At 74.1% G+C, this 20,846-nt stretch carries 23 protein-coding genes; 9 read left to right on the top strand and 14 right to left on the bottom strand.

The features are described 5' to 3' along the window. The coding region (locus VKZ81_RS15150) for an adenosylhomocysteinase (protein ID WP_324242193.1) at nt 1-258 on the bottom strand (258 nt) is incomplete at its 3' end. 282 nt (nt 259-540) lie between these two features. Between VKZ81_RS15150 and VKZ81_RS15145 the strand changes: the two genes are divergently transcribed. Genes VKZ81_RS15145 through VKZ81_RS15135 form a run of 3 tightly spaced genes read left to right on the top strand, consistent with a single transcriptional unit; the run spans nt 541 to nt 3,364 of the window. Beyond that, complete coding sequence (locus tag VKZ81_RS15145; protein ID WP_324242192.1) at nt 541-1,269, top strand: (Fe-S)-binding protein; 729 nt, start codon at nt 541-543, stop codon at nt 1,267-1,269. Next, entirely contained in the window at nt 1,266-2,732 is a 1,467-nt protein-coding gene (locus tag VKZ81_RS15140; protein ID WP_324242191.1) for a LutB/LldF family L-lactate oxidation iron-sulfur protein, read from the top strand. The genes VKZ81_RS15145 and VKZ81_RS15140 overlap by 4 nt, the downstream gene beginning before the upstream one ends. After that, the gene (locus VKZ81_RS15135; RefSeq protein WP_324242190.1) at nt 2,729-3,364 is read left to right on the top strand and encodes a LutC/YkgG family protein; all 636 of its coding nucleotides are present in this window, start codon (nt 2,729-2,731) and stop codon (nt 3,362-3,364) included. Before VKZ81_RS15140 ends, VKZ81_RS15135 begins: the two co-directional genes overlap by 4 nt. Before the next feature lie 17 nt (nt 3,365-3,381). On the opposite strand, the gene VKZ81_RS15130 is transcribed toward VKZ81_RS15135, so the two are convergent. Both VKZ81_RS15130 and VKZ81_RS15125 read right to left on the bottom strand, forming a co-directional pair. After that, nucleotides 3,382-3,873, bottom strand: coding sequence for a hypothetical protein (locus VKZ81_RS15130; protein WP_324242189.1), 492 nt, complete (start codon nt 3,871-3,873; stop codon nt 3,382-3,384). A gap of 112 nt (nt 3,874-3,985) precedes the next feature. Further along, nucleotides 3,986-5,269, bottom strand: coding sequence for a glutamate mutase L (locus VKZ81_RS15125; protein WP_324242188.1), 1,284 nt, complete (start codon nt 5,267-5,269; stop codon nt 3,986-3,988). Between the two features lie 119 nt (nt 5,270-5,388). Here VKZ81_RS15125 and VKZ81_RS15120 point away from each other — a divergent pair, with 119 nt between their 5' ends. From VKZ81_RS15120 to VKZ81_RS15110, 3 genes are all read left to right on the top strand, one after another. Further along, complete coding sequence (locus VKZ81_RS15120; protein WP_324242187.1) at nt 5,389-7,050, top strand: long-chain fatty acid--CoA ligase; 1,662 nt, start codon at nt 5,389-5,391, stop codon at nt 7,048-7,050. A gap of 65 nt (nt 7,051-7,115) precedes the next feature. Continuing rightward, nucleotides 7,116-7,820, top strand: coding sequence for a maleylpyruvate isomerase N-terminal domain-containing protein (locus VKZ81_RS15115; RefSeq protein ID WP_324242186.1), 705 nt, complete (start codon nt 7,116-7,118; stop codon nt 7,818-7,820). 85 nt (nt 7,821-7,905) lie between these two features. Then, nucleotides 7,906-8,523: a nucleoside/nucleotide kinase family protein gene (locus VKZ81_RS15110; protein ID WP_324242185.1), complete on the top strand. Its 618-nt coding sequence runs from the start codon at nt 7,906-7,908 to the stop codon at nt 8,521-8,523. On the opposite strand, the gene VKZ81_RS15105 is transcribed toward VKZ81_RS15110, so the two are convergent. Genes VKZ81_RS15105 through VKZ81_RS15085 form a run of 5 tightly spaced genes read right to left on the bottom strand, consistent with a single transcriptional unit; the run spans nt 8,524 to nt 12,724 of the window. After that, nucleotides 8,524-9,297: an SRPBCC family protein gene (locus tag VKZ81_RS15105; RefSeq protein ID WP_324242184.1), complete on the bottom strand. Its 774-nt coding sequence runs from the start codon at nt 9,295-9,297 to the stop codon at nt 8,524-8,526. Next, on the bottom strand, nt 9,294-9,614 hold the full coding sequence (locus VKZ81_RS15100; RefSeq protein ID WP_324242183.1) for an ArsR/SmtB family transcription factor: 321 nt from the start codon (nt 9,612-9,614) through the stop codon (nt 9,294-9,296). The genes VKZ81_RS15105 and VKZ81_RS15100 overlap by 4 nt, the downstream gene beginning before the upstream one ends. 43 nt (nt 9,615-9,657) lie before the next feature. After that, nucleotides 9,658-11,157, bottom strand: a complete 1,500-nt coding sequence (locus VKZ81_RS15095) for an amino acid permease (RefSeq protein WP_324242182.1) — start codon at nt 11,155-11,157, stop codon at nt 9,658-9,660. Between the two features lie 52 nt (nt 11,158-11,209). Beyond that, a complete protein-coding gene (locus tag VKZ81_RS15090; RefSeq protein ID WP_324242181.1) occupies nt 11,210-12,130 on the bottom strand; it encodes a cation diffusion facilitator family transporter in 921 nt (306 codons plus the stop codon). A 9-nt stretch (nt 12,131-12,139) separates the two neighbouring features. Further along, nucleotides 12,140-12,724 carry a TetR/AcrR family transcriptional regulator gene (locus VKZ81_RS15085; RefSeq protein WP_324242180.1) on the bottom strand — a complete coding sequence of 195 codons (585 nt, stop codon included), beginning with the start codon at nt 12,722-12,724 and terminating at the stop codon, nt 12,140-12,142. 75 nt (nt 12,725-12,799) lie between these two features. Between VKZ81_RS15085 and VKZ81_RS15080 the strand changes: the two genes are divergently transcribed. Beyond that, a complete protein-coding gene (locus VKZ81_RS15080) occupies nt 12,800-13,936 on the top strand; it encodes a DUF418 domain-containing protein (protein WP_324242179.1) in 1,137 nt (378 codons plus the stop codon). Between the two features lie 6 nt (nt 13,937-13,942). On the opposite strand, the gene manA is transcribed toward VKZ81_RS15080, so the two are convergent. The 5 genes from manA to VKZ81_RS15055 all read right to left on the bottom strand — a co-directional run bounded on the left by manA (nt 13,943) and on the right by VKZ81_RS15055 (nt 18,378). Beyond that, the gene (manA, locus tag VKZ81_RS15075; RefSeq protein ID WP_324242178.1) at nt 13,943-15,157 is read right to left on the bottom strand and encodes a mannose-6-phosphate isomerase, class I; all 1,215 of its coding nucleotides are present in this window, start codon (nt 15,155-15,157) and stop codon (nt 13,943-13,945) included. A 16-nt stretch (nt 15,158-15,173) separates the two neighbouring features. Next, the gene (locus tag VKZ81_RS15070) at nt 15,174-16,268 is read right to left on the bottom strand and encodes an SIS domain-containing protein (RefSeq protein WP_324242177.1); all 1,095 of its coding nucleotides are present in this window, start codon (nt 16,266-16,268) and stop codon (nt 15,174-15,176) included. 51 nt (nt 16,269-16,319) lie between these two features. Continuing rightward, nucleotides 16,320-16,529 (bottom strand): Trm112 family protein, encoded by a 210-nt coding sequence (locus tag VKZ81_RS15065; RefSeq protein ID WP_324242176.1) that lies wholly within the window; start codon nt 16,527-16,529, stop codon nt 16,320-16,322. Between the two features lie 92 nt (nt 16,530-16,621). Beyond that, on the bottom strand, nt 16,622-17,977 hold the full coding sequence (locus tag VKZ81_RS15060) for a phosphomannomutase/phosphoglucomutase (RefSeq protein ID WP_324242175.1): 1,356 nt from the start codon (nt 17,975-17,977) through the stop codon (nt 16,622-16,624). Between the two features lie 44 nt (nt 17,978-18,021). Further along, a complete protein-coding gene (locus VKZ81_RS15055) occupies nt 18,022-18,378 on the bottom strand; it encodes a DUF3499 domain-containing protein (RefSeq protein ID WP_324242174.1) in 357 nt (118 codons plus the stop codon). A gap of 186 nt (nt 18,379-18,564) precedes the next feature. Between VKZ81_RS15055 and VKZ81_RS15050 the strand changes: the two genes are divergently transcribed. Next, the gene (locus VKZ81_RS15050; RefSeq protein ID WP_324242173.1) at nt 18,565-19,044 is read left to right on the top strand and encodes a metallopeptidase family protein; all 480 of its coding nucleotides are present in this window, start codon (nt 18,565-18,567) and stop codon (nt 19,042-19,044) included. A gap of 175 nt (nt 19,045-19,219) precedes the next feature. On the opposite strand, the gene VKZ81_RS15045 is transcribed toward VKZ81_RS15050, so the two are convergent. Further along, nucleotides 19,220-19,531, bottom strand: coding sequence for a WhiB family transcriptional regulator (locus tag VKZ81_RS15045; RefSeq protein WP_414709384.1), 312 nt, complete (start codon nt 19,529-19,531; stop codon nt 19,220-19,222). A gap of 187 nt (nt 19,532-19,718) precedes the next feature. Here VKZ81_RS15045 and VKZ81_RS15040 point away from each other — a divergent pair, with 187 nt between their 5' ends. Next, nucleotides 19,719-20,492, top strand: a complete 774-nt coding sequence (locus tag VKZ81_RS15040) for a site-2 protease family protein (protein ID WP_324242171.1) — start codon at nt 19,719-19,721, stop codon at nt 20,490-20,492. Nucleotides 20,493-20,846 lie beyond the last annotated feature (354 nt).

Raw genomic sequence — 20,846 nt, 5'->3', positions numbered from 1 at the left:
CACCTCGGCCCCGAGCGCCACCAGCGTCTCGATCAACACCGCGGTCTGCACCGTCATGTGCAACGAACCCGCGATCCGCGCCCCGTGCAACGGACGCGCCTCGGCGTACTCACGCCGCAACGCCATCAAACCCGGCATCTCGTGCTCGGCGAGCCGGATCTCCTTGCGACCGAACTCCGCCAGGCCCAGATCGGCCACGGCGAACTCGATGCCGTTGCGCTTCTGCAGCCTGCTGCTGGTGTCGGCAGTGGCGGTCATGGGGTACTAACGCCTCCTCGTACGGCTGGTGCGGGCGGCCACGTTACTGGGGTCCGCTCGATGGTGGCGACGAGGACGGCGGTTCGGAATCGCATGCGGCCCGCCCTCCTCGTTGCGTGAGTGCAGGCGCCCTTGTTCCGTTGCAATGGCCAGGTGGTCGAGCGTGGCGGGCGCCCTCGGGGCCCGTCGCAGCGCCTCTCGACACACCGACGTCGCGATTGCGCTTCCCAGCATCCGAACTCCTGCGGTTGCTGTCAACCGAGCTGGTCATAGGGTGGAGCGGTGAGGATCGCGCTGTTCCTGACGTGTCTCGGGGACGCGCTGCACCCCGAGGTCGGACGGGCCACCGTCACCTTGCTGGAGCGACTCGGCCACGAGGTCGTGTTCCCGGCCGACCAGACCTGCTGCGGCCAGATGCACGTCAACACCGGCTACCAGCGCGAGGCGCTGCCGCTCGTGCGCCACCACGTGGCCACGTTCGAGCCGTACGACGTGATCGTCGCGCCGTCCGGGTCGTGCGTGGGGTGCGTGCGCCACCAGCACGCGATGGTTGCCCGAGGGGCGGACGACGAGCGGCTCGCCGAGCGCGCCGAGGCCGTGGCGGCCCGCACCTACGAGCTGTCCGAGCTGCTCGTCGACGTGCTCGGCGTGGAGGACGTGGGGGCCTACTACCCGCACCGGGTGACCTACCACCCGACCTGCCACTCGCTGCGGATGCTGCGGGTCGGCGACAAGCCGCTGCGGCTGCTGCGCCGCGTGCGCGGGATGACGCTGATCGAGCTGCCCGAGGCCGACCAGTGCTGCGGGTTCGGCGGCACGTTCGCGCTGAAGAACGCCGACACGTCCACGGCCATGCTCGCCGACAAGATGCGCAACGTGCTCGCCACCGGCGCCGAGGTGGCGACGGCGGGCGACGCGTCGTGCCTCATGCACATCGGCGGCGGCCTGTCCCGGCTGCGCAGCGGCACCCGCACCGTCCACCTGGCCGAGATCCTGGCGAGCACGGCATGAGCACCTTCCTCGGGATCCCCGCGCCGCGCGGCGTCGGGCACCTGCGCGGGGACCGGCCGTTCCCCGACGCGGCGCGCGGTGCGCTCGCCGACTCCCAGCTGCGGCGCAACCTCGGCCACGCCACCCGCACGATCCGCGGCAAGCGCGCGAGCGTCGTCGGCGAGCTGGACGACTGGGAGCAGCTGCGGCTGGCCGGGTCCGCGCTGAAGGCGGCCACGATGGCGCGGCTCGACGAGCACCTGGAGCGGCTCGAACGCGAGGTCACCGCCCGCGGCGGCACGGTGCACTGGGCCCGCGACGCGCGGGAGGCCAACGAGATCGTCACGGGGCTGGTCCGGAAGGCGGGCACGCGCGAGGTCGTCAAGGTCAAGTCGATGGCAACCCAGGAGATCGGCCTCAACGAGGCGCTCGAGGCCGCGGGCATCGAGACGCACGAGACCGACCTCGCCGAGCTGATCGTCCAGCTCGGCGGCGACCTGCCCAGCCACATCCTGGTGCCGGCGATCCACCGCAACCGCGCGGAGATCCGGGAGATCTTCCTGCGCCGGATGCCGGAGGTCGACCCGGACCTCACGGCCGAGCCGCGCCGGCTGGCCATGGCCGCGCGCGCCCACCTGCGAGAGCGGTTCCTCCGGGCGAAGGTCGCGATCTCGGGCGCCAATTTCGGCGTGGCCGACACGGGCACGCTGCTGGTGGTCGAGTCCGAGGGCAACGGCCGGATGTGCCTCACGCTGCCGGAGACGCTGATCACCGTGATGGGCATCGAGAAGGTCGTGCCGACCTGGCAGGACCTCGAGGTGTTCCTGCAGCTGCTGCCCCGCTCCTCCACCGGCGAGCGGATGAACCCCTACACCTCCGCCTGGACCGGGGTGACGCCGGGCGACGGCCCGCAGGAGTTCCACCTCGTGCTGCTCGACAACGGGCGCACCGCGGCGCTCTCCGACGAGCTGGGCCGAACCGCCCTGCACTGCATCAAGTGCTCGGCGTGCCTCAACGTCTGCCCGGTCTACGAGCGCACCGGCGGCCACGCGTACGGCTCGGTGTACCCGGGCCCGATCGGGGCGGTGCTGTCGCCGCAGCTCACGGGCGTGGAGGACAACGCGTCGCTGCCGTACGCCTCCAGCCTCTGCGGCGCCTGCTTCGACGCCTGCCCGGTGCGGATCGACATCCCGTCGCTCCTGGTGCGGCTGCGGGCCCGGCACGTCGACGAGCAGCGCAAGCGGCCGGTGCCGACCCCGGAGGCGATCGCGATGGCCGCGGCGTCGTGGGTGATGTCCTCGCCCACCCGCTTCGCGGCCGCGGAGAAGGGGGCGCGCCTGGGCCGGGTCCTGGGCCGCGGCTCCGGGCGGATCCGCACGCTGCCGCCCCCGCTGTCGGCGTGGACGGCGAGCCGCGACGCCCCGCGCCCACCCGCGGAGACGTTCCGCGAGTGGTGGGCCCGCGAGCGCGGAGGTGCGTCGTGAGCGCGCGGGACGAGGTGCTCGCCCGCATCCGGGCGGCCAACGCGGCGGCGGGGCACCCGGCCCCGCCGGAGGTGCCGCGCGACTACCGCCGCGCAGGCGCGCACCCGGCCGGCGCGCCCGAGCTGCTCGACCTGTTCCGCGACCGGCTCGTCGACTACAAGGCGACGGTGCTGGACGCCGCGCCGGACGGGGTCGCGAAGGCGGTGCGGACCGCGCTCGGCGACGCCACCGGCCGCGTGGTGGTGCCGCCCGGGCTGCCCGAGGACTGGTGGCCGGACGGGATCGCCGCCACGCGCGTCACCGACGACGGGCTCTCCCCCGCCGAGCTGGACACCGCGGCCGCGGTCGTCACCGGCTGCGCCTCGGCCTGCGCCACCACCGGCACGATCGCCCTCGACGGCTCGCCCGACCAGGGCAGGCGCGCCATCACCCTGGTGCCCGACGTGCACGTCTGCGTGGTGCGCGCCGAGCAGGTGGTGGAGACGGTGCCCGAGATGCTCGCTGCGCTCTCACCGACCCGCCCGATCACGTTCGTGAGCGGGCCGTCGGCGACGAGCGACATCGAGCTGGAGCGCGTGGAGGGCGTGCACGGCCCGCGGACGCTGATCGTCGTCCTCGTGGCCGGGAGCTGACCCGCCGCCGGGTGCGGCTACGGCGCCGCGGCCTTGTCGCCGTCCGGGGCGATGGCGAACCACTTGCCGTCGACGCCGTGCCCGTCGGTGGCGCCCGGCGCGTCGCCGGTGTGGCGGTAGACCGGCCAGCCGCCGATGGTGAGCTGCACCTGCCCGTCCGGGCGCTGGACGGTGCCGACCCGGTCCTCGTCGAGCCCTTCGATCGTGATCGGCTCGGTGGCGAGCACGGGCTCCCACGCCGCGACGCAGGGGCCCTCGCAGCGCGCCGTCGGGGGCGAGGCGCTGTCGCCGTCGAAGCGGTAGAGGGTGAAGCCGAGGCCGTCGGCCACCACCGTGCCGAGGTCGGCCGTGCTGTTGGCGGTCACGACCGTCCCCGGCGGCGGCCGCAGGGCGGTGACCTGCTCCGTCGACGGCCGCGGCGCGGGCTGCTGCGGGGCCTCCGCGGCGCACGCGGAGAGCGCGATCGCGGCGATCGCGGACACGGCCGCCAGCGCGCTGGTGCGGGACATGCGAACCTCCGGGTCGGGATCGGCCTTCACCCCGGCACACGGAGCCCGCGGCGGGGCGTTCGGCGGCGGGCCCCGGCCCGCGACGAGGGGTCCCGCGCGGTCGGCGAGCGGCTCAGCCGAGGAGGTGGTCGCGCAGCAGGGCCTCGGCGGCGTCCGTTCGTCCGCGCGCGGCGAGCAGCCCGGCGGGCACGACCGCGAAGTCGGAGTCGACCACCACCGGCGCCTCGGCGAGCACCGGCGCGAGCTCGGGGTCGGTGCGCAGGGTGGCCACCACCGCGCCGAGCCCGCCGGTGAGGTCCCGCTGGCGGAACACGCCGCCCGCCAGCACGACGAGCCCGACGTCGCGGCCCGCGTCGGCGTGCACCCGCAGGTGCCTGCGCACCGCGACCACGGCGGCCAGCGCGGCGATGCGGCGGTCCTCGGCGGCGCTACCCCGGTCGCGCGGGACGTAGCCGGTCTCGCTGGCCATGCGGGCGACGGTGGGCCCGAGCAGATCGGCCTCCACCGGGTCGACGATGCCCTCCGCCTGGCTCTCCACGAGCACCCCGCCCGCGGCCGCCCGCACGCCGAGGTCGCCCTCGACCGTGCGGACCGGCTCGCCCCGGTCGGCCGAGTGGACGTCGGTGGTCGCGCAGCCCACGTCGACGACGAGGACGCGTGCACCGCAGATCGCGGAGAGCCGGGTGGTGGCGTGGCCGACCGCCTCCGGCGTGACGACCCGCACGAGCTTGCGGAAGCGCGGCGCGACCGCGGGGCCGCGGCCGCCGATCGCGTGCCGCCGGTACAGGTCCGCGATCGCGGCGCGGGCCGGGCCCGGCACGACCTCGCCGCGGCGGGGCAGCACGTTGTCGCAGGCGACCACGTTGCGCCCGGTGGCGCGGAGCAGGGCGAGCGCGTCGTCGCGCGCGTTCGCGTTGCCCGCGAGCACGATCGGGTGCCGGATACGCGCCCTGGCCAGCCGGCTGGCGTTGTGCAGCAAGCCGGCCGGGTCCTCGCCGTCCGCGCCGCCCACGAGCAGGACCACCCCCGGCCGGGCGCTGCGCAGCAGCCGCACGTCCGCCGGCTCCAGCGGCCCCGCGTGGACGTGGACGACGTGCGCCCCCGCCGACACCGCGACCCGGTGCCCGGCCTCCGTCGCCGACAGCCGGTCGGACCCCACGACCGCGAGGCGCAGCCCGCCCCCCGCCGACGAGCAGGCCAGCACCTCGGGCTCGGCGTCGCGGCCCGCGGCCGACACCGCGCGCACCGCGGCGTCCACGCCGGCGAGCACGTCGCCGGTGGTGGTCCGGTGCTCGGCGAACCCGGCGAGCGACCCGTCGGCGTGCACCAACACCGCCTTGGTCCACGTCGAACCCACGTCGAGGCAGACCGATGCGGCCTGGTCGGTGGGGGTCACGGCGCACGAGCCTAACCGCTGGTGGGCCGGATGGCGCCGGATGAAGCCCATGGTGCGGCCACTCGTACGGAGGTAACTTCCGGGTGACGCAGGACACACCGCCCAGGAGGAGGCTCCCGATGCTCGGTCTGATGCAGGATCGGCCGCTCGCTCTGCCGCACATCTTCCACCGGGCCGAGCAGTACTTCGGGCACAAGACGATCGTCACCGCGGACGCCACCGGCGAGACCACCACGACCATCGCCGACTGGGCGCAGCGGGTGCGGCGGCTCGCCACCGTGCTCGACACGCTCGACGTGAGCGCCGACGGCCGCGTGGCCACGTTCGCCTGGAACACCGCCCGCCACCTGGAGCTGTACCTGGCCGTCCCGTGCACCGGCCGGGTCCTGCACACGCTGAACATCCGGCTCTTCCCCGAGCAGCTCGTCTACGTCGCGAACCACGCCGAGGACGAGGTGGTGTTCGTCGACCGCTCGCTGCTGCCGCTGTTCTGGCCGCTCGTCGACAAGCTGGACAGCGTCCGCCACGTCGTCGTGATCGACGACGGCGCCGACACCGAGATCCCCAGCGATCCGCGGGTGCACGACTACGAGGAGCTGCTGGCCGCGGCCGACCCGTTCGCGGGCCCCTTCGAGATCGCGGACGAGAACACCGCGGCCGCCATGTGCTACACGTCCGGCACCACCGGCAACCCGAAGGGCGTGGTCTACAGCCACCGCTCCACGGTCCTGCACTCGCTGATCACGCTGATCGCCGACGGCATCGCCCTGTCCGAACGCGACGTCGTGCTGCCCGTCGTCCCGATGTTCCACGCCAACGCCTGGGGTCTTCCCTACGGGTGCCTGCTCGCGGGCACCGGCATCGTGCTCCCCGGCCCGAACATGACCCCGGACGCCATCGCCGGCCTGATGGAGCGGCACCGGGTCACCGTCGCCGCCGGGGTGCCCACGATCTGGATGGGCGTCCAGCCGCTGCTCGCGCAGCACGACTTCAGCGCGCTGCGGGCGATCCTCTGCGGCGGCTCGGCCGTGCCGAAGGCGTTGTCGGAGGCCTACCGGGAGGCGATCGGGATACCGATGCTGCACGCCTGGGGCATGACCGAGACCAGCCCGATCGCCACCATGTGCACCCTGCGCACCCAGCACGAGTCGCTCACCGAGGAGGAGCGCGCCGACGTCCGCGCGCGGCAGGGCCAGGCCGTGCCGCTCGTCGACATCCGGCTGGCCGACCCGGCCACCGGCGAGCCGCAGCCGTGGGACGACGTCGCCACCGGCGAGATCCAGGCCGCCGGGCCGTGGATCGCCGCCGAGTACTACCGCGGCGAGGGCGGGGGCGCCCAGTTCACCGAGGACGGCTGGCTGCGCACCGGCGACGTGGCGGCCGTCGACCGGTACGGGTTCGTCCGGATCGTCGACCGCACCAAGGACCTGATCAAGTCGGGCGGCGAGTGGATCAGCTCGGTCGACCTGGAGAACGAGATCATGGCGCACCCGAAGGTCGCCGAGGCCGCCGTGATCGCCGTCCCCCACCCGAAGTGGGTCGAGCGGCCGCTCGCCTGCGTGGTCGTCAAGCCCGGGGAGACGCTCACCGCCGAGGAGGTGATCGCCCACCTCGAGAAGCGCGTCGCGAAGTGGTGGCTCCCCGATGCGGTGGAGTTCATCGACGAGGTGCCCAAGACCAGCGTGGGCAAGTTCTCCAAGAAGACGCTTCGTGAGAAGTTCGGTGGCTACCAGGTAGCCGCTCCCACTGCGGCCAGCACGACCGACGACGGCAGGACATGACGACCGCACCACTCGTTTCGACCCGCAGTTCCACCACCCACCCCAACGGAGGCCTGCCGCCGACGATGAGCGGTGGTCCGCGGACCGACCAGCCGCGGACCAAGCCGCCGTCCAGCCCGGAGCTGACCGCCCTGAAGATCGCCTACTCCGACATCTCGACGATCGCCGCGTCGCTGGAGGAGGAGGATTCCTGGCTGCCCACGCGCTGCCTCGGCTGGACGGTGCGCGACCTGCTCGTGCACCTGCTGAGCGACGTCCAGCGGGCGCTCGTGGCGCTGGCCAGCCCGGCGGCGGGCCCCGCCGACGTCGACGCGGTGACGTGGTGGACGGCGGGCGAGCCGACCGACGACCCCGGGTTCCGCGAGCTGCGCAACCTGCGCGCCATCTCCGGGGCGTGGGAGCTCGACGACCTCGTGCGCACGTTCATGGAGACCACGCGCGCGGTCGTCGGGCTCGCCGCGCGCACGCCGCCGGAGGCGCTCGTCGCCACCCGCGGGCACGTCATGCAGGCGGTGGACCTCGTGACCACGCTGGCGGTCAAGGCGGCCATCCACCACCTCGACATGGTGCTCGAGCTGCGCCGCCCCGGCCCGCGCCCCGAGCCGCTCGCGCTCGTGCGGTGCACGCTCGACGCGCTGCTCGGCAGGCCCGCGCCCGCGGACTGGCCCGACGAGCGCTGGGCGCTGCTCGGCACCGGCCGGGTACCGCCCGGCGGCGGCGAGCGCCGCGCCCTCGGCGCCGCGGCCGCACGCTTGCCGCTGCTCTGCTGAGGGCCCCTCGCCCGAACTTCAGGAAAGCCACATTCACGAAGCCCACGTTCATGGATGTGGCTTTCCTGAAGTTAGCCTCCCGGGCGTGCAGCGCCTCGTGGAGATCGCCGCGCTCGCCGAGCGGGTGCGGCGGGCACCGCCGCGGTGCGGGGCCACCCGGTTGGTCTGCATCGACGGCCCGTCGGGTTCGGGCAAGACCACGCTCGCGGCCCGGCTCGCCGCCGAGCTCGGCGACCCGCCGGTGCTGCACATGGACGACGTCTACCCCGGCTGGGACGGCCTCGCCGCCTCCGTGCCGTTGCTGCACGACCAGGTCGTCGCGCCGCTGGCCGAGGGCAGGCCCGCCCGCTACCGCCGCTACGACTGGCACCGCGGCGAGTTCGGCGCGGTGCACGACGTCGGCCGACCCGACGTGCTCGTCGTCGAGGGCGCGGGGTCCGGGGCGCGGGTCATCGCGGCGCGGGCCGTCCTGCTGATCTGGATCGAGGCCCCGCGCGACGAGCGGTTCCGGCGCGGGATCGCCCGCGACGGGGAGACCTACCGCCCGCACTGGGAGCGCTGGGCGCACCAGGAGGCGGCGCACTTCGCGGCCGAGGCGACCGCGTGCCGTGCCGACGTCCGGGTGGACGGCGCGCCCACCGCGCCCCACGACCCGGCCCGGGAGCTGGTCCTGCTGGCGGACCGGCCCGGGCCGGGCGCCTGATCAACGGCCGGTGGGGACGGCCTGCAGGCGGTCGAGCAGCTGCGCGATCCGCCTCCCATCGGCCTCGAGCGCGGCCTGCGGGTCGCCGTCCGCGCCGGTGTGGGTGAGCACCAGCCGGGCGCCGTGCCCCGTCCCCGCGCCGAGCTCCCAGCGGACCCGGCCGCCCTCCTCGGCGTCGTGCTCCAGGGCGTGCTCGCCGACCACCTCGCCGTCCGGGACGAGGTCGCGCACGGCGCCCCACACCCCGTCGGTGGGCCGGGTGAGCTGGCGCTCGTGGCGGACCCGCCACCCGTCGGGCCCGGTGTCGACCGTGCCCGCGTCGAGCCCCAGCTGCGTGACCAGCCGCTCGTGCAGCGCGATGTCGTCCACTCCGGGGTCGGCGCCCGGGCGCCCGTCGAGCGCGAGGCCGAGGGCGACGATGCAGGTGTGCCAGCCCGCCCCGTAGCTCGCGGCGCCCGGGCGGTCGTCGAACGTGTGCAGCAGGACGAGCCGGGTGCCGTCGCCCTCCGGGTGCAGCTCCCAGCGCAGGTGGTCGTCCTGCCAGGTGTAGGCGATGAGCCGCGGCGGGTCGAGGTCGGTGACCACGCCGGGCTCGCCGCCGTCGTAGTCGACCTTGCCGCCCTCGCGCAACTCGACGACCACCTTCGACGGGAACCACTCGGCGAGCCGCTCCGGCTCGGTCATCGCCTTCCAGACCTTCTCCGGCGGGTGCGCGAGCCGGCGCTCCATGCGAAGCACGCTGCGGCCGTCCCGCGTCTGCAGGCTCTCGGTCATGTCTGTTCGGTGTCCTTCCGCGCGTCGGCGTCGAGGTGCCGTTCGAGGGCGTCGAGGCGGTCGGCCCACATCCAGCGGTAGGGCGCGAGCCACTCGTCGATCTCGGCGAGCGGCGCCGGGTCGAGCTCGTACCAGCGCCGCTGCGCCTCCGCCCGCACCTTGACCAGCCCGGCCTCCCGCAGCACCCGCAGGTGCTTGGACGTGCCCGGCTGGCTGATGCCGAGCTCCGCGGTGAGCTCCCCGACCAGCCGCGGTCGTTCCCGCAGCAGGTCGAGGATCCGACGGCGGACCGGTTCGGCGAGGACCTCGAACGTCACGACCTGAACATACCGATTCAGGAATATAACCGCAAGGGCATGTTCAGCGGGACGCGCGCTGCCCCAGCACGGAGTGCGACCGGCCGTAGGAGAAGTAGATGGCGATGCCGATGACCATCCAGATGACGAACCGCAGCCAGGTCTCGACCGACAGGTTGAGCATCAGCCACAGGCAGGCCAGCACCGACAGGATCGGCACGAGCGGCACCAGCGGCGTGCGGAACCCGCGCGGCAGGTCGGGCCGGGTGCGCCGCAGGACGACGACGCCGAGGGAGACCAGCACGAACGCGAAGAGCGTGCCGATGTTGACCATCTCCTCCAGCGCGCCGATCGGGAAGAACGCGGCGACGATGCCGACCGCGACGCCGATGATCACGCTGACGCGATAGGGGGTGCCGTGCGCGCCGGTGTGCGCGAGCCACTTCGGCAGCAGCCCGTCGCGCGCCATCGCGAAACCGACCCGGATCTGTCCGAGCAGCAGCACCATGACCACGGTCGTGAGGCCGGCGAGCGCGCCGACCGCGATGATCGTGGCCGCCCAGTCCACGCCGACGGTCGCGAACGCCGTGGCGAGCGTGGCGCGCGTGCCGTCGGGCTGGGTCGCGAGGTCGGTGTAGGGCACCATGCCGGTGAGCACCAGCGCCACCGCCACGTAGAGCACGGTGACGATGGCGAGCGACCCGAGGATGCCGCGCGGCAGCGAGCGCTGCGGGTTCCTGGTCTCCTCGGCCGTGGTCGCGACGACGTCGAACCCGATGAAGGCGAAGAACACCAGCGACGCCGCCGCGAGCAGCCCGTACACGCCGAAGGTGCTGTTGGCCTCGCCGCCGAACAGCGACAGCAGCGACTGCGTCATACCCCCCGCGTCCGACTCGGCCGGCGCCGGCGGCGGGATGAACGGGGTGTAGTTCGCGACGTTGATGAAGAACGCCCCGAGGATGATCACGAAGAGCACGATGCCGACCTTGATCGCCGTGATCACCATGCTGAACCGGCTGGACAGCTTCGTGCCCAGCACGAGCAGGGTGGTGAGCACCGTGATCAGCAGCACCACGCCCCAGTCGAAGTCCAGCCCGCCGATCGACACCGTGGTCGGCACGTCCAGGCCGAACTGGTTGAAGACCGTCTCGAGGTAGACCGACCAGCCCTTGCCGACGACGGCGGCGGCCACGGCGAACTCCAGCACCAGGTCCCAGCCGATGATCCAGGCGACGAACTCGCCGAACGTGGCGTAGGAGAACGTGTAGGCGCTGCCGGCGACGGGCACCGTCGAGGCGAACTCCGCGTAGCACAGCGCCGCGAGCGCACAGGCGATCGCGGCGAGGACGAACGCGAGCGAGACCGACGGTCCGGCCACGTCGCCCGCCGTGCTCGCCGCCAGCGTGAAGATGCCCGCTCCGATGACGACCGCGACGCCGAAGACGATCAGGTCCCAGGTCGTCAGGTCCTTCCGGAGCTTGGTGTCCGGTTCGTCGGTGTCAGCGATCGACTGCTCGACCGACTTCGTTCGCATGATCCCGTTGCGGGTCTCGCCAAGGGCCATCCGCGAAACGTATCGGTCGCGCGGCCGGCGGACCAGCCGCGAACGGGGTGCGTCAGCCGGCCATCGCGGCCCGGTCGAGGTCCGGCTCCAGGTAGATGATCCGCGCGTCCGGCACCCGCTCGCGGACCCGCGCCTCGGCCTCGTCGATGGCGGCGGCGACGGACGCGAGCGGCAGCCCGGGCGCGAGCGCGATCTTGGCGGCCACCAGGAGCTCCTCGGGGCCGATGTACTGGGTCTTGATGTGGATGACGCGCTGCACGTCGCCCGACTCGAGAGCGCTGACGATCTCCGACAGCACGGGCGGGGCGGCGCCCTCGCCGATGAGCAGGCTCTTCATCTCGACGATCAGGATGATCGCGATGATGCCCAGCAGGACGCCGATGCAGATGGTGCCGATCGCGTCCCACACCGGGTCGCCGGTGAGGACGCTGAGGCCCACGCCGAGCAGGGCGAGGACCAGGCCGACCAGCGCGCCGAGGTCCTCCAGCAGCACGACGGGCAGCTCGGGGACCTTCGACTGCCGGATGAACTGCCACCAGGTGCCGTCGCCCTTGAGCGGGCGGGACTCGTGGATCGCGGTCCGGAACGAGAACCCCTCCAGCGCGATCGCGACCACGAGGATCACCACGGCGACGACCGGCGAGGTCAGCGGCTCGTGCGACTCCAGCTTGTGGATGCCCTCGTAGATCGCGAACACCGAGCCGAGGGTGAACAGCAGCAGCGCGACGACGAAGGAGTAGAAGTAGCGGTCGCGGCCGTAGCCGAACGGGTGCTCCGGGGTGGCCGCCCGCCGGGCCGTGCGCCCGCCGAGCACCAGCAGCCCCTGGTTCGAGGTGTCGGCGACCGAGTGCACGGCCTCGGCGAGCATCGACGACGATCCCGTGATGAGGTAGCCGATGAACTTCGCGAGCGCGATCCCCGCATTGGCGAGCAGCGCCGCCACGATCGCCCGCGTACCCCCACTCGCTGCCATGCGCGGAGCCTAGCCGGGGCGAAAACCGACGGCGGGGAGGATCGCCTGGTCCACGATCTCGGCCAGCAGCGCCTCCGACGGCTCCTCCCCCGTGTCGAACGCGATCTTGAACACCAGCGCCTCTCCGATCTCCTCGACGACCGGCGTGACCAGCGCGGGGTCGATCTGGCCGAGCCGGGCGTAGTGGCGCAGCACGGTGGCGGTGAACCGGCGACCCCTGCGGTCGAAGACGCCCTGCAGCCGCTCCACGAGGTCGGGGCGGCGGTGCCGTTCGAGCATGATCGCCTGCACTGCGCGCACCGTCGGGTGGCGGGACCAGGCGATCAGCAACCGCAGCGCGGCGATGAGGTCGCCCCGCAGGTCGTCGGCCGCGGGCGACGGTTCCTCCAGGGGGTAGGCGGCCGCGATCGCGTCGAGCAGCACGTCCTCGGGCGCGGACCAGCGCCGGTAGAGGGTGGTCTTGGGAGTGCCGGCACGGCGCGCGATGCCCTCCATCGTCAGCCTGCCGAGGCCGACCGCGTCGAGCTCCGCGAGCGCCGCCTCGTGCAGCGCCGCAACGAGCTCTTCGCCCCGGCGGCGGGAACGCCCGGTCATCGCCCTCCTTGCTGAGATACGCATGCGTAGCTTAACCTCGCAGAGCTACGCGTCCGTATCTTACGAGAGGTCCATGTGTCATCCCTGCACCCCCAACCGCCCGTCGCGCCCCGGGTCCGCGCGCTCGCCCCCGACCTCGCGCGGGGCGCCATGCTCGCCGTCATCGCGCTGGCCCACTCGCAGGTGCTCGCCCACCCGTTCCTCGGGCCCGCTGCCGCGCCCGGATCGGCCCTCGACACCGCGGTGCAGGTCCTGCTCACGCTGTTCGTCGACAGCCGCGGCTACCCGATGTTCGCCGCGCTGTTCGGCTACGGGATGGTGCAGATCCTGCGCAGCCGGGAGCCGCTGCTGGGCCCGGACGGCGCGCGCCGCCTGCTGCGCCGCCGCGGGGGCTGGCTCGTCGCGTTCGGCGTCGCCCACGTCCTGCTGCTCTTCCCCGGCGACATCCTCGCCTCGTACGGCGTGCTCGGCCTGCTGTTCGTGGGGGCGCTGCGCTGGCCCGCGGCGCGCCTGTTCGCCGTCGCCTGCGGCCTCGCCGCGGTCGGCGCGCTGGTGTACGGCTCGGTGCTCGCCCTCCCCGCGCCCGCCGGGTCGGCCGGCGAGTACGGCCCCCTGGCCTCGGCGGCCCTCCGGGTCGCGACGTTCCCGCTGATCATGCCGATGAACGCGGTGATGGCGGCGGCGCCGGTGCTGGTCGGCATCTGGGCCGGGCGGCGCGGGCTGCTGGACGAACCGGGCAGGCACCGCCGCCTGCTCGCCCGGGTGGCCGCGGCCGGCATCGCGATCGCCGCGGCGGGGGCCGTGCCGCAGGCGTTCGTCACCACGGGGCTGTGGCACCCGGACACCGCGGCGCTGGTCGGGGCGGGCGCGCTGCACACCGCCACCGGCTACGTGGGCGGCCTCGGCTACGCCGCGCTCGTCGGCCTCGTCGCGGCGGCCCGGTCCGGCCGAGCGGCGGGCCCGGTCACCACGGCCCTCGCCGCCACCGGGCAGCGCTCCATGACCTGCTACCTGGCCCAGTCGGTGGCGTGGCTGGTGCTGTTCGAGCCGTACCTCGCCGACCTCGGCGGCACCGTCGGGGTGACCGGCGCGGCGGCGGTGGGGCTCGTCGTCTGGCTGGTCACCGTGGTGGCCGCGGACCTGATGCGCCGCGCGGGACGGCCCGGCCCGGCCGAGACGATGCTGCGCCGGCTCGCCTACCGGACCCGGTGACCGGCGTCAGATCCCGAGGCCGTCGCTCGCCAGGAACAGCTGCGTGCCCTCGGCCCGCGGCGAAAGCGTGACGTCGGTGTCGGCGGCGCTCAGCCACACCGACGCCCCGCGGCCGACCTCCAGCTCACCGGACTGGGACCGCACGAGCGCACCGCCCGCCGTGCAGAGCAGGATGCGCGGCCCGCCGTCGGGCACCGCGACCTCGCCCCCCGGCGCGCCCTCGAACCGGCGCAGCAGGAACTCCTCCGCGGGGGTGTCGTAGCGCAGCCAGTCGCCGTCCTGCTTGCTCGCGACGATCGGCGGCGGCGTGGAGTGGAAGTCGAGCACGCGCAGCAGCTCGGGCACGTCCACGTGCTTCGGCGTGAGCCCGCCGCGCAGCACGTTGTCGGAGTTGGCCATGATCTCCACACCCGCCCCGGACAGGTAGGCGTGCAGGTTGCCCGCGGGCAGGTAGACCGCCTCGCCCGGCTGGAGCGTGACCCGGTTGAGCAGCAGCGCGGCCAGCACCCCCGCGTCGCCCGGGTAGCGCTCGGACAGCTCCAGCGCGGTGCGCGCCTCGGTGGAGAACTCCCCGTCTCCGCCCGCGAGCTTCACGCAGCCCTCCTGCAGGGCGGGGACGAGCGTGTCGAGCACCGCCTGCGGCAGCGTGATCCACGTGGTGAACAGGGCGCGCAGGCCGTCGGCGTCCGGCTGGGCGGCGAGCAGCTCGGCGTGGCCCGCGAGCTCGGGAACCCCGATGGCCTGCAGCAACCGCACGGTGACGGCCGGGTCGCGGAAGCCGACGAGCGCGTGGAACTCGGTGAGCGCGCAGATCAGCTCGGGCTTGTGGTTGGCGTCCTTGTAGTTGCGGTCGGCCGCGTCCCGGGGAACCCCCGCCGCCTCCTCCTGGGCGAAGCCCAGCCGGGCCTGCTCGAGGCTCGGGTGCGCCTGCAGCGACAGCGGCTCGTCGGCGGCCAGCACCTTGAGCAGGAACGGCAGCGTGGCGTCCCAGCGCTCGCTGCGCTCCGGCCCCAGCATCTGCTTCGGGTCGGCGCCGAGCGCCTCGAGCAACGACACCTGGCCGCCGTCGGCGTGGACGAGGCGCGACGGGTCGGCGGGGTGGGCGCCGAGCCACATCTCCGCCTGCGGGTGCGGCGAGGGCACCTCCTGCCCCAGCAGGTCGGCGATCACCGTGCGCGAGCCCCACGCGTAGGCACGCACGGGGTTGTCCAGCAGTTCCACGTCGGGTCAGCTCTCCTCAGGCAGGCTCGATCGTGCGGGTGGCCAGTCCCAGGTACACCGCGGCCACGTCCAGCCGCGACGCGAGCAGCGCGGCTCGCAGCAAGGTGGCATGGCGGGTGCCACGCGATACCTCGTCCACGGGGTGCTGCACGTCGGCCGACGGCCACCCGCGCCCCGTGCGCCGCAGCGTCACCTGGCCGGGGTCATCCTCCTCGGTGGCCAGGAGCACGAGGCGCACGGGGGGTGCCTCCGCGCCCCCGTCCGGGTCGTCGAACGGGTCGCGGAAGATGTCGGTTCCCATCGCGCCGCGGTCGAGCGCCCGCACCAGCGCGGTGGCGCCGGCGCCCTCGGTGACCTCGGCGGAGTGGGCGACGACGCCGGCGTGGGTCGCCAGCGCCGTGACGCCGTGCACGGCCACCGCGGCCGCGAGCCGGTCGGTGCCCCACAGCAACGGCGTGTGGTCGGCGAGCCGCAGCGCGAGCGACTTCGCCGGGTTCATGAACGGTTCGTGGCCGGGCTGGTTGCGCTCCGCCTCGGCGTCCAGCGCGTCGGCCAGCGCGTCCATCCCCGGGTCCAGCGGCGGGTCGAGCAGGTCGAGCGCACGCACCGCGGCCAGGCCGACGGCCAGCGCCCGCGGCAGCTCCAGCCCCGGCGGCACCGGGATGCGCGGCTCGACCAGCCGCGCGCGGCCCGCGCCCGCCGACGCGACCGGCCCCTCGCCGGGTGCGGACAGCACCACCTCCGCCCCGCGGCGGACCGCGCGCACCACGCTCTCGGCGAGCTCGGCGTCGGTGGCGTCCGCGGTGTGGGCCACGACCACGTCGAGCGGGCCGATCCACGAGGGGGTCGAGTCGGTGACCACCACCGGCACCGGCGCCCCCGGGCCCAGCAGGGCCGCGAGGATGCCGGTGGCCGTCGCCGACGCACCGGGCCTGCGCAGCAGCACGAGGGCCCGCGGCCGGTGCCCGGCCAGATCGCCCACGTTCGCCTCGGCCGCGCTCTGGGCGGCCGAACGCACCTGGGCGCCCGCCGTGGCGGCGGAACGCAGGATGCCGCCCGTGTCGAGCGCGGCCAGCGCCCGCGGGTCGGCGAGCAGCGCGTCGTCGAGCACTAGTGCCCCCAGCCCTGAGTTCGGTGGTCGAGGGTCGAGGCGGGGGTCACGTCACCCGCCGCTCGGGGCGGCCGTGGGCGGGGTCGCCTCGTCGAGCAGGAGCACCGGGATCCCGTCGACGACCGGGAACCCGCGCCCGCACGCGGTGCAGGTGAGCACGTCGGCGTCCGGGTCGGCGGGGGTGCCCGCCCGCAGCGGGGCGTGGTCGTCGGACGGGCAGGCCAGGATCTCCATCAGCTGGGGGTCGAGCTGTACGGCCACGGCCTCCTCCTTCGCAAGGGCAGGCGGAACTGCCCGCGATGTTGCCAGTGCGCGGCGCGGTCCGCCCGGTTCGTTCGCCGGACTCTTCGACGCTATCCGCGAACGACCGCGAGCACCTCGTCGCGCAGGGCCGCCATCGCCTCGGCGTCGGCCGCCTCCACGTTCAGCCGCAGCAGCGGCTCGGTGTTCGACGGGCGCAGGTTGAACCACGAACCGTCCGGCAGGTTGACCGTGAGCCCGTCGAGCTCGTCGAACTCGACGCCCTCGCGCGCGCCGTAGACCTGCTTGACCGCGGCGATCCGCTCGGCCTGGTCGGCGACCGTCGAGTTGATCTCGCCGGAGGCGCAGTAGCGCTCGTAGGAGCCCATGAGCTGCGACAGCGGCCCCTCCTGCTCGGCGAGCGCCGCGAGCACGTGCAGCGCGGCCAGCATCCCGGAGTCGGCCTTCCAGAAGTCGCGGAAGTAGTAGTGCGCGGAGTGCTCGCCGCCGAACACGGCGCCCGTCTCCGCCATCGTCTGCTTGATGAACGAGTGGCCGACGCGCGTGCGCACCGGGGTGCCGCCGTGCTCGGCGACGATCTCGGGCACCGCCTTCGACGTGATCAGGTTGTGGATGATCGACGCGCCGGGGTCCTTCGCGAGCTCGCGGACCGCGACCAGCGCCGTGATCGCGCTCGGGCTCACCGGCTCGCCGCGCTCGTCGACGACGAAGCAGCGGTCGGCGTCGCCGTCGAAGGCGAGGCCGATGTCGGCGCCCTCGGCGACGACCCGCTTCTGCAGGTCGACGAGGTTGGCCGGGTCGAGCGGGTTGGCCTCGTGGTTGGGGAACGAGCCGTCGAGCTCGAAGTACATGGGCACGACGTCGAACGGCAGCGGCTCGAACACCGCGGGCACCGTGTGGCCGCCCATCCCGTTGCCCGCGTCGACCACGACGCGCAGCCTGCGGGAGGCGGACAGGTCCACGAGCTTGCGCAGGTATGCGGCGTACTCCGATAGCAGCTCGCGGTTGGTGACGGTGCCGCCGCCCGGCCCGGCGGGCACCCCCGCCTCGACGGCCGAGCGGATGGCCGCGAGCCCGGTGTCCTGCCCGATCGGCGTCGCGCCCGCGCGGCACAGCTTGATGCCGTTGTACTTGGCCGGGTTGTGGCTCGCGGTGAACATCGCGCCGGGCAGGTCGAGCGTGCCGGCCGCGAAGTACAGCATGTCGGTGCTCGCGAGCCCGATCGAGACGACGTCGAGGCCCTGGTTGGTGACGCCCTCGGCGAACGCGGCGGCCAGCCCCGGCGAGCTGTCGCGCATGTCGTGGCCGATCACGACGGCCCGCGCGCCCTCCTCGCGCACGAGCGCCGCCATGGCGGCACCGATGTCGCGGACGGTGGTGGCGTCGAGCTGCTCGCCGACAACACCGCGGATGTCATAGGCCTTCACGATCGCGCCGAGATCTGCCACGGGGCAGACCCTAGCGACCCCCGGAGCGGGCCCGGGCGAGGCCTCTAGTCCTCCGCGGCGCCGGGCAGGACGCGCAGGTGCCCGCGGCGGCCCGTGCCCGTGGACGGCACCGGCTCCACGGGGCGATCGGCGCGCCCGGCCTCCCGCACCGCCTCGGCGAGCGCGGTGAGGTCGTCCGCGCTGTGCTGCGGCGGGGCGAACTCGCCCTCGAACCGCACGACCTCCCAGCCCCGGGGCGCCGTCAGGCGGTGGGCGTGCTGGGTGCACAAGTCGTAGGAATGGGGCTCGGCCTGCGTGGCCAGCGGGCCGACGACCGCCGTCGAGTCGGCGTAGACGTAGGTGAGAGTGGCCACCGCGGGCTCGGTGCACCCGGTTCGTGAACACCGCCGCACACTCAGCACGTCGTGGACGATACCCCCTCCGGCCCCCGCAACCGCGCCGCGACGCGCTGGGATCATCACGAGTCGCCCCGACGCCCCGCGGCGGACGCGCGCTCGGGCAGGCGGGTCGCCGGGGCGGGTGGTGTGTGCGCCCGGCGTCAGCGCGGGGAGTGGGGCCGGCGGCCGCGGGGCCGTAGCATTCAGGGTGTGACGACCGCGCGCCGCACGCTGCGCCGCTCGCCCCGTAGGCGGGACCGCCGGGGCCGGGGACTGCGCGGGCTGATGTACCCGCCGAGCACGCCCGCCTCGCGCACCAGGGCCGAGAAGTTCGACGCGATGGTCCTCGAGGCGCTCGAGCCCATCGAGATGCGCTGGGGATCCGAGCTCGCCGATCTCGACCTGGCCGTCGACGAGGTGCCTGAGGTCCACCAGACCTCTCCCGACGACGTCGTGTGGGGCCAGGGCGTGCTCGCCGACGTCGGGGTACCGCTCGCACAGCTCGTGCCGGCGGGGGTGGACCCGGAGGGCATGCCGTCGCGCGCCCGCATCGTGATCTACCGCAGGCCGCTGGAGGCGCGGGCCCGGGACGGCGCCGACCTCGCCGACCTGCTGCACGAGGTGCTCGTCGAGCAGGTGGCGGAGTACCTCAACATCGAGCCCGACGCGGTCGACGGCGGAGAGAGCTAGCGACCCCGGGGCCATCCTCGCGGGCCGCGAGCGGCCGGACGAGAGAACTTCGTGCAGCGGCGCCGGGGTCGCGTCCTCCTCGACGCGGCCCCGGCGTCCGCTCACGTCCCGCCCGCACCGCGTGCGCGGTCACGGGCGTCAAGCGGCCGCCGTGGAGACCGACCGCCCCCGCGGCTCAGGAGGCGGCGCGGCGCAGCCTGCGCCGCTCGCGTTCGGACAGCCCGCCCCAGATGCCGAAGCGCTCGTCGTGCGCCAGGGCGTACTCGAGGCACTCGGCACGCACCTCGCACCCCGAGCAGATGCGCTTCGCCTCGCGCGTGGAGCCGCCCTTCTCCGGGAAGAACGCCTCCGGGTCGGTCTGCGCGCAGAGCGCGCGCTCCTGCCAGTCCTGCTCCTCGCCGTCCTGCTCCGCGAGGGCGGCGACGACTTCGCCGAACGGGTCCACGGTCGGATACGGAACTCCCGCTGAGGTTTCGACCAGCCCCATCGTGGCTGTGATCACATTCACAATCGCCCACCTCCCCGCGCGCCCCCGGCGTGGCCGTCACCAACCCTACGGGTCGGGAATGACAGCAATGTAAGTACAGCGCTGTGAGATCGGGGTTCGCAACCTGAAGCTGCCGACCGGGTGACGGGGTCCACCCGGTTGGTCGCCCGATCAGCACAATGGCTCGGTGCGCGTCGAGCCCCATCGGGTCAGTCCATGGTTCCTCCTCCTGCTCGCCATCACGGCGGCAGGGGCCGTCCTCGCGGTGATCGGAACGCCGTACGCACTCGCCGAGGGTTCGTCCGTGCTGCTCACGACGGGGATCGTGCTGCTCGTGCTCGGCGGGTGGGCGGTGTCGCTGTGCCTGCACGAGTTCGGGCACGCCTTCACCGCGTACCGGGCGGGCGACTACTCGGTGCGCGCCAGCGGCTACCTCACCCTCGACATCCGCCGCTACACCGACATCGGACTGTCGTTCGTGCTCCCGATCGTGATCCTCCTGGTGGGTGGCATCCCGCTGCCCGGTGGCGCTGTGTTGATCAACCACGCCGCGATCCGGTCCCGGGCCGCCCAGAGCCTCGTCTCGTTGGCGGGTCCGGCGACGAACCTGGTGCTCGGCGGGCTGCTCACGGCGGCCGTCGCGTTCGTGTCGATGCCGATCGGGCTCGCGGTCGGGCTGGCGTGCCTCGCGTTCATCCAGGTGATCGCGTTCGTGCTCAACATCCTGCCGGTCCCCGGGCTCGACGGGTTCGGCGTGATCGAGCCGTTCCTGTCGTACTCCGCGCGCCGGACGGCGGCCCGGGTGCGGCCGTGGGCGCCGCTGGTGCTGTTGCTGCTGATCATCGCCGTGCCGGGGGTGAGCTCGCTGTTCCTGCGGGTGGGAGCGGTGGTGTACGGGGCGGTGGGCGGCGACGTCTCGCTCGCCTTCGCCGGCTACTCCGAGCTGCTGTTCTGGCGCTGACCCGCGAGTCGCGCCCCGGGTGTCCGCGAGTCGCGCCCCGGGTGTCCGCGAGTCGCGCCCCGGGTGTCCGCGAGTCGCGCTCTGGGTGTCGGCGAGTCGCGCTGCGAGTGCACGCGAGTGGTGGCGTGGGTGCGGGCGAGTCGTGCGCCGGGTGCGCGCGGACCGAGAGCCGGGAGCGCAGGCCGCACCTCGCCCACACCGAGACCCCGACACGCGCGCACCGAGACCCCGACTCGCGCACATCGAGACCGCGACTCGCCGATGGGCGCGGCGCCCCGTTTCCGCGAGTCGCGCTCTGGGTGTCGGCGAGTCGCGCTGCGAGTGCACGCGAGTCGTGGCGTGGGTGCGGGCGAG

This window comes from Pseudonocardia sp., assembly GCF_035305885.1.
Classification (GTDB): Bacteria; Actinomycetota; Actinomycetes; order Mycobacteriales; family Pseudonocardiaceae; genus Pseudonocardia.
Note: the sequence above shows the minus strand (reverse complement) of the source record. Positions and strands in the feature narration are given on the sequence as shown.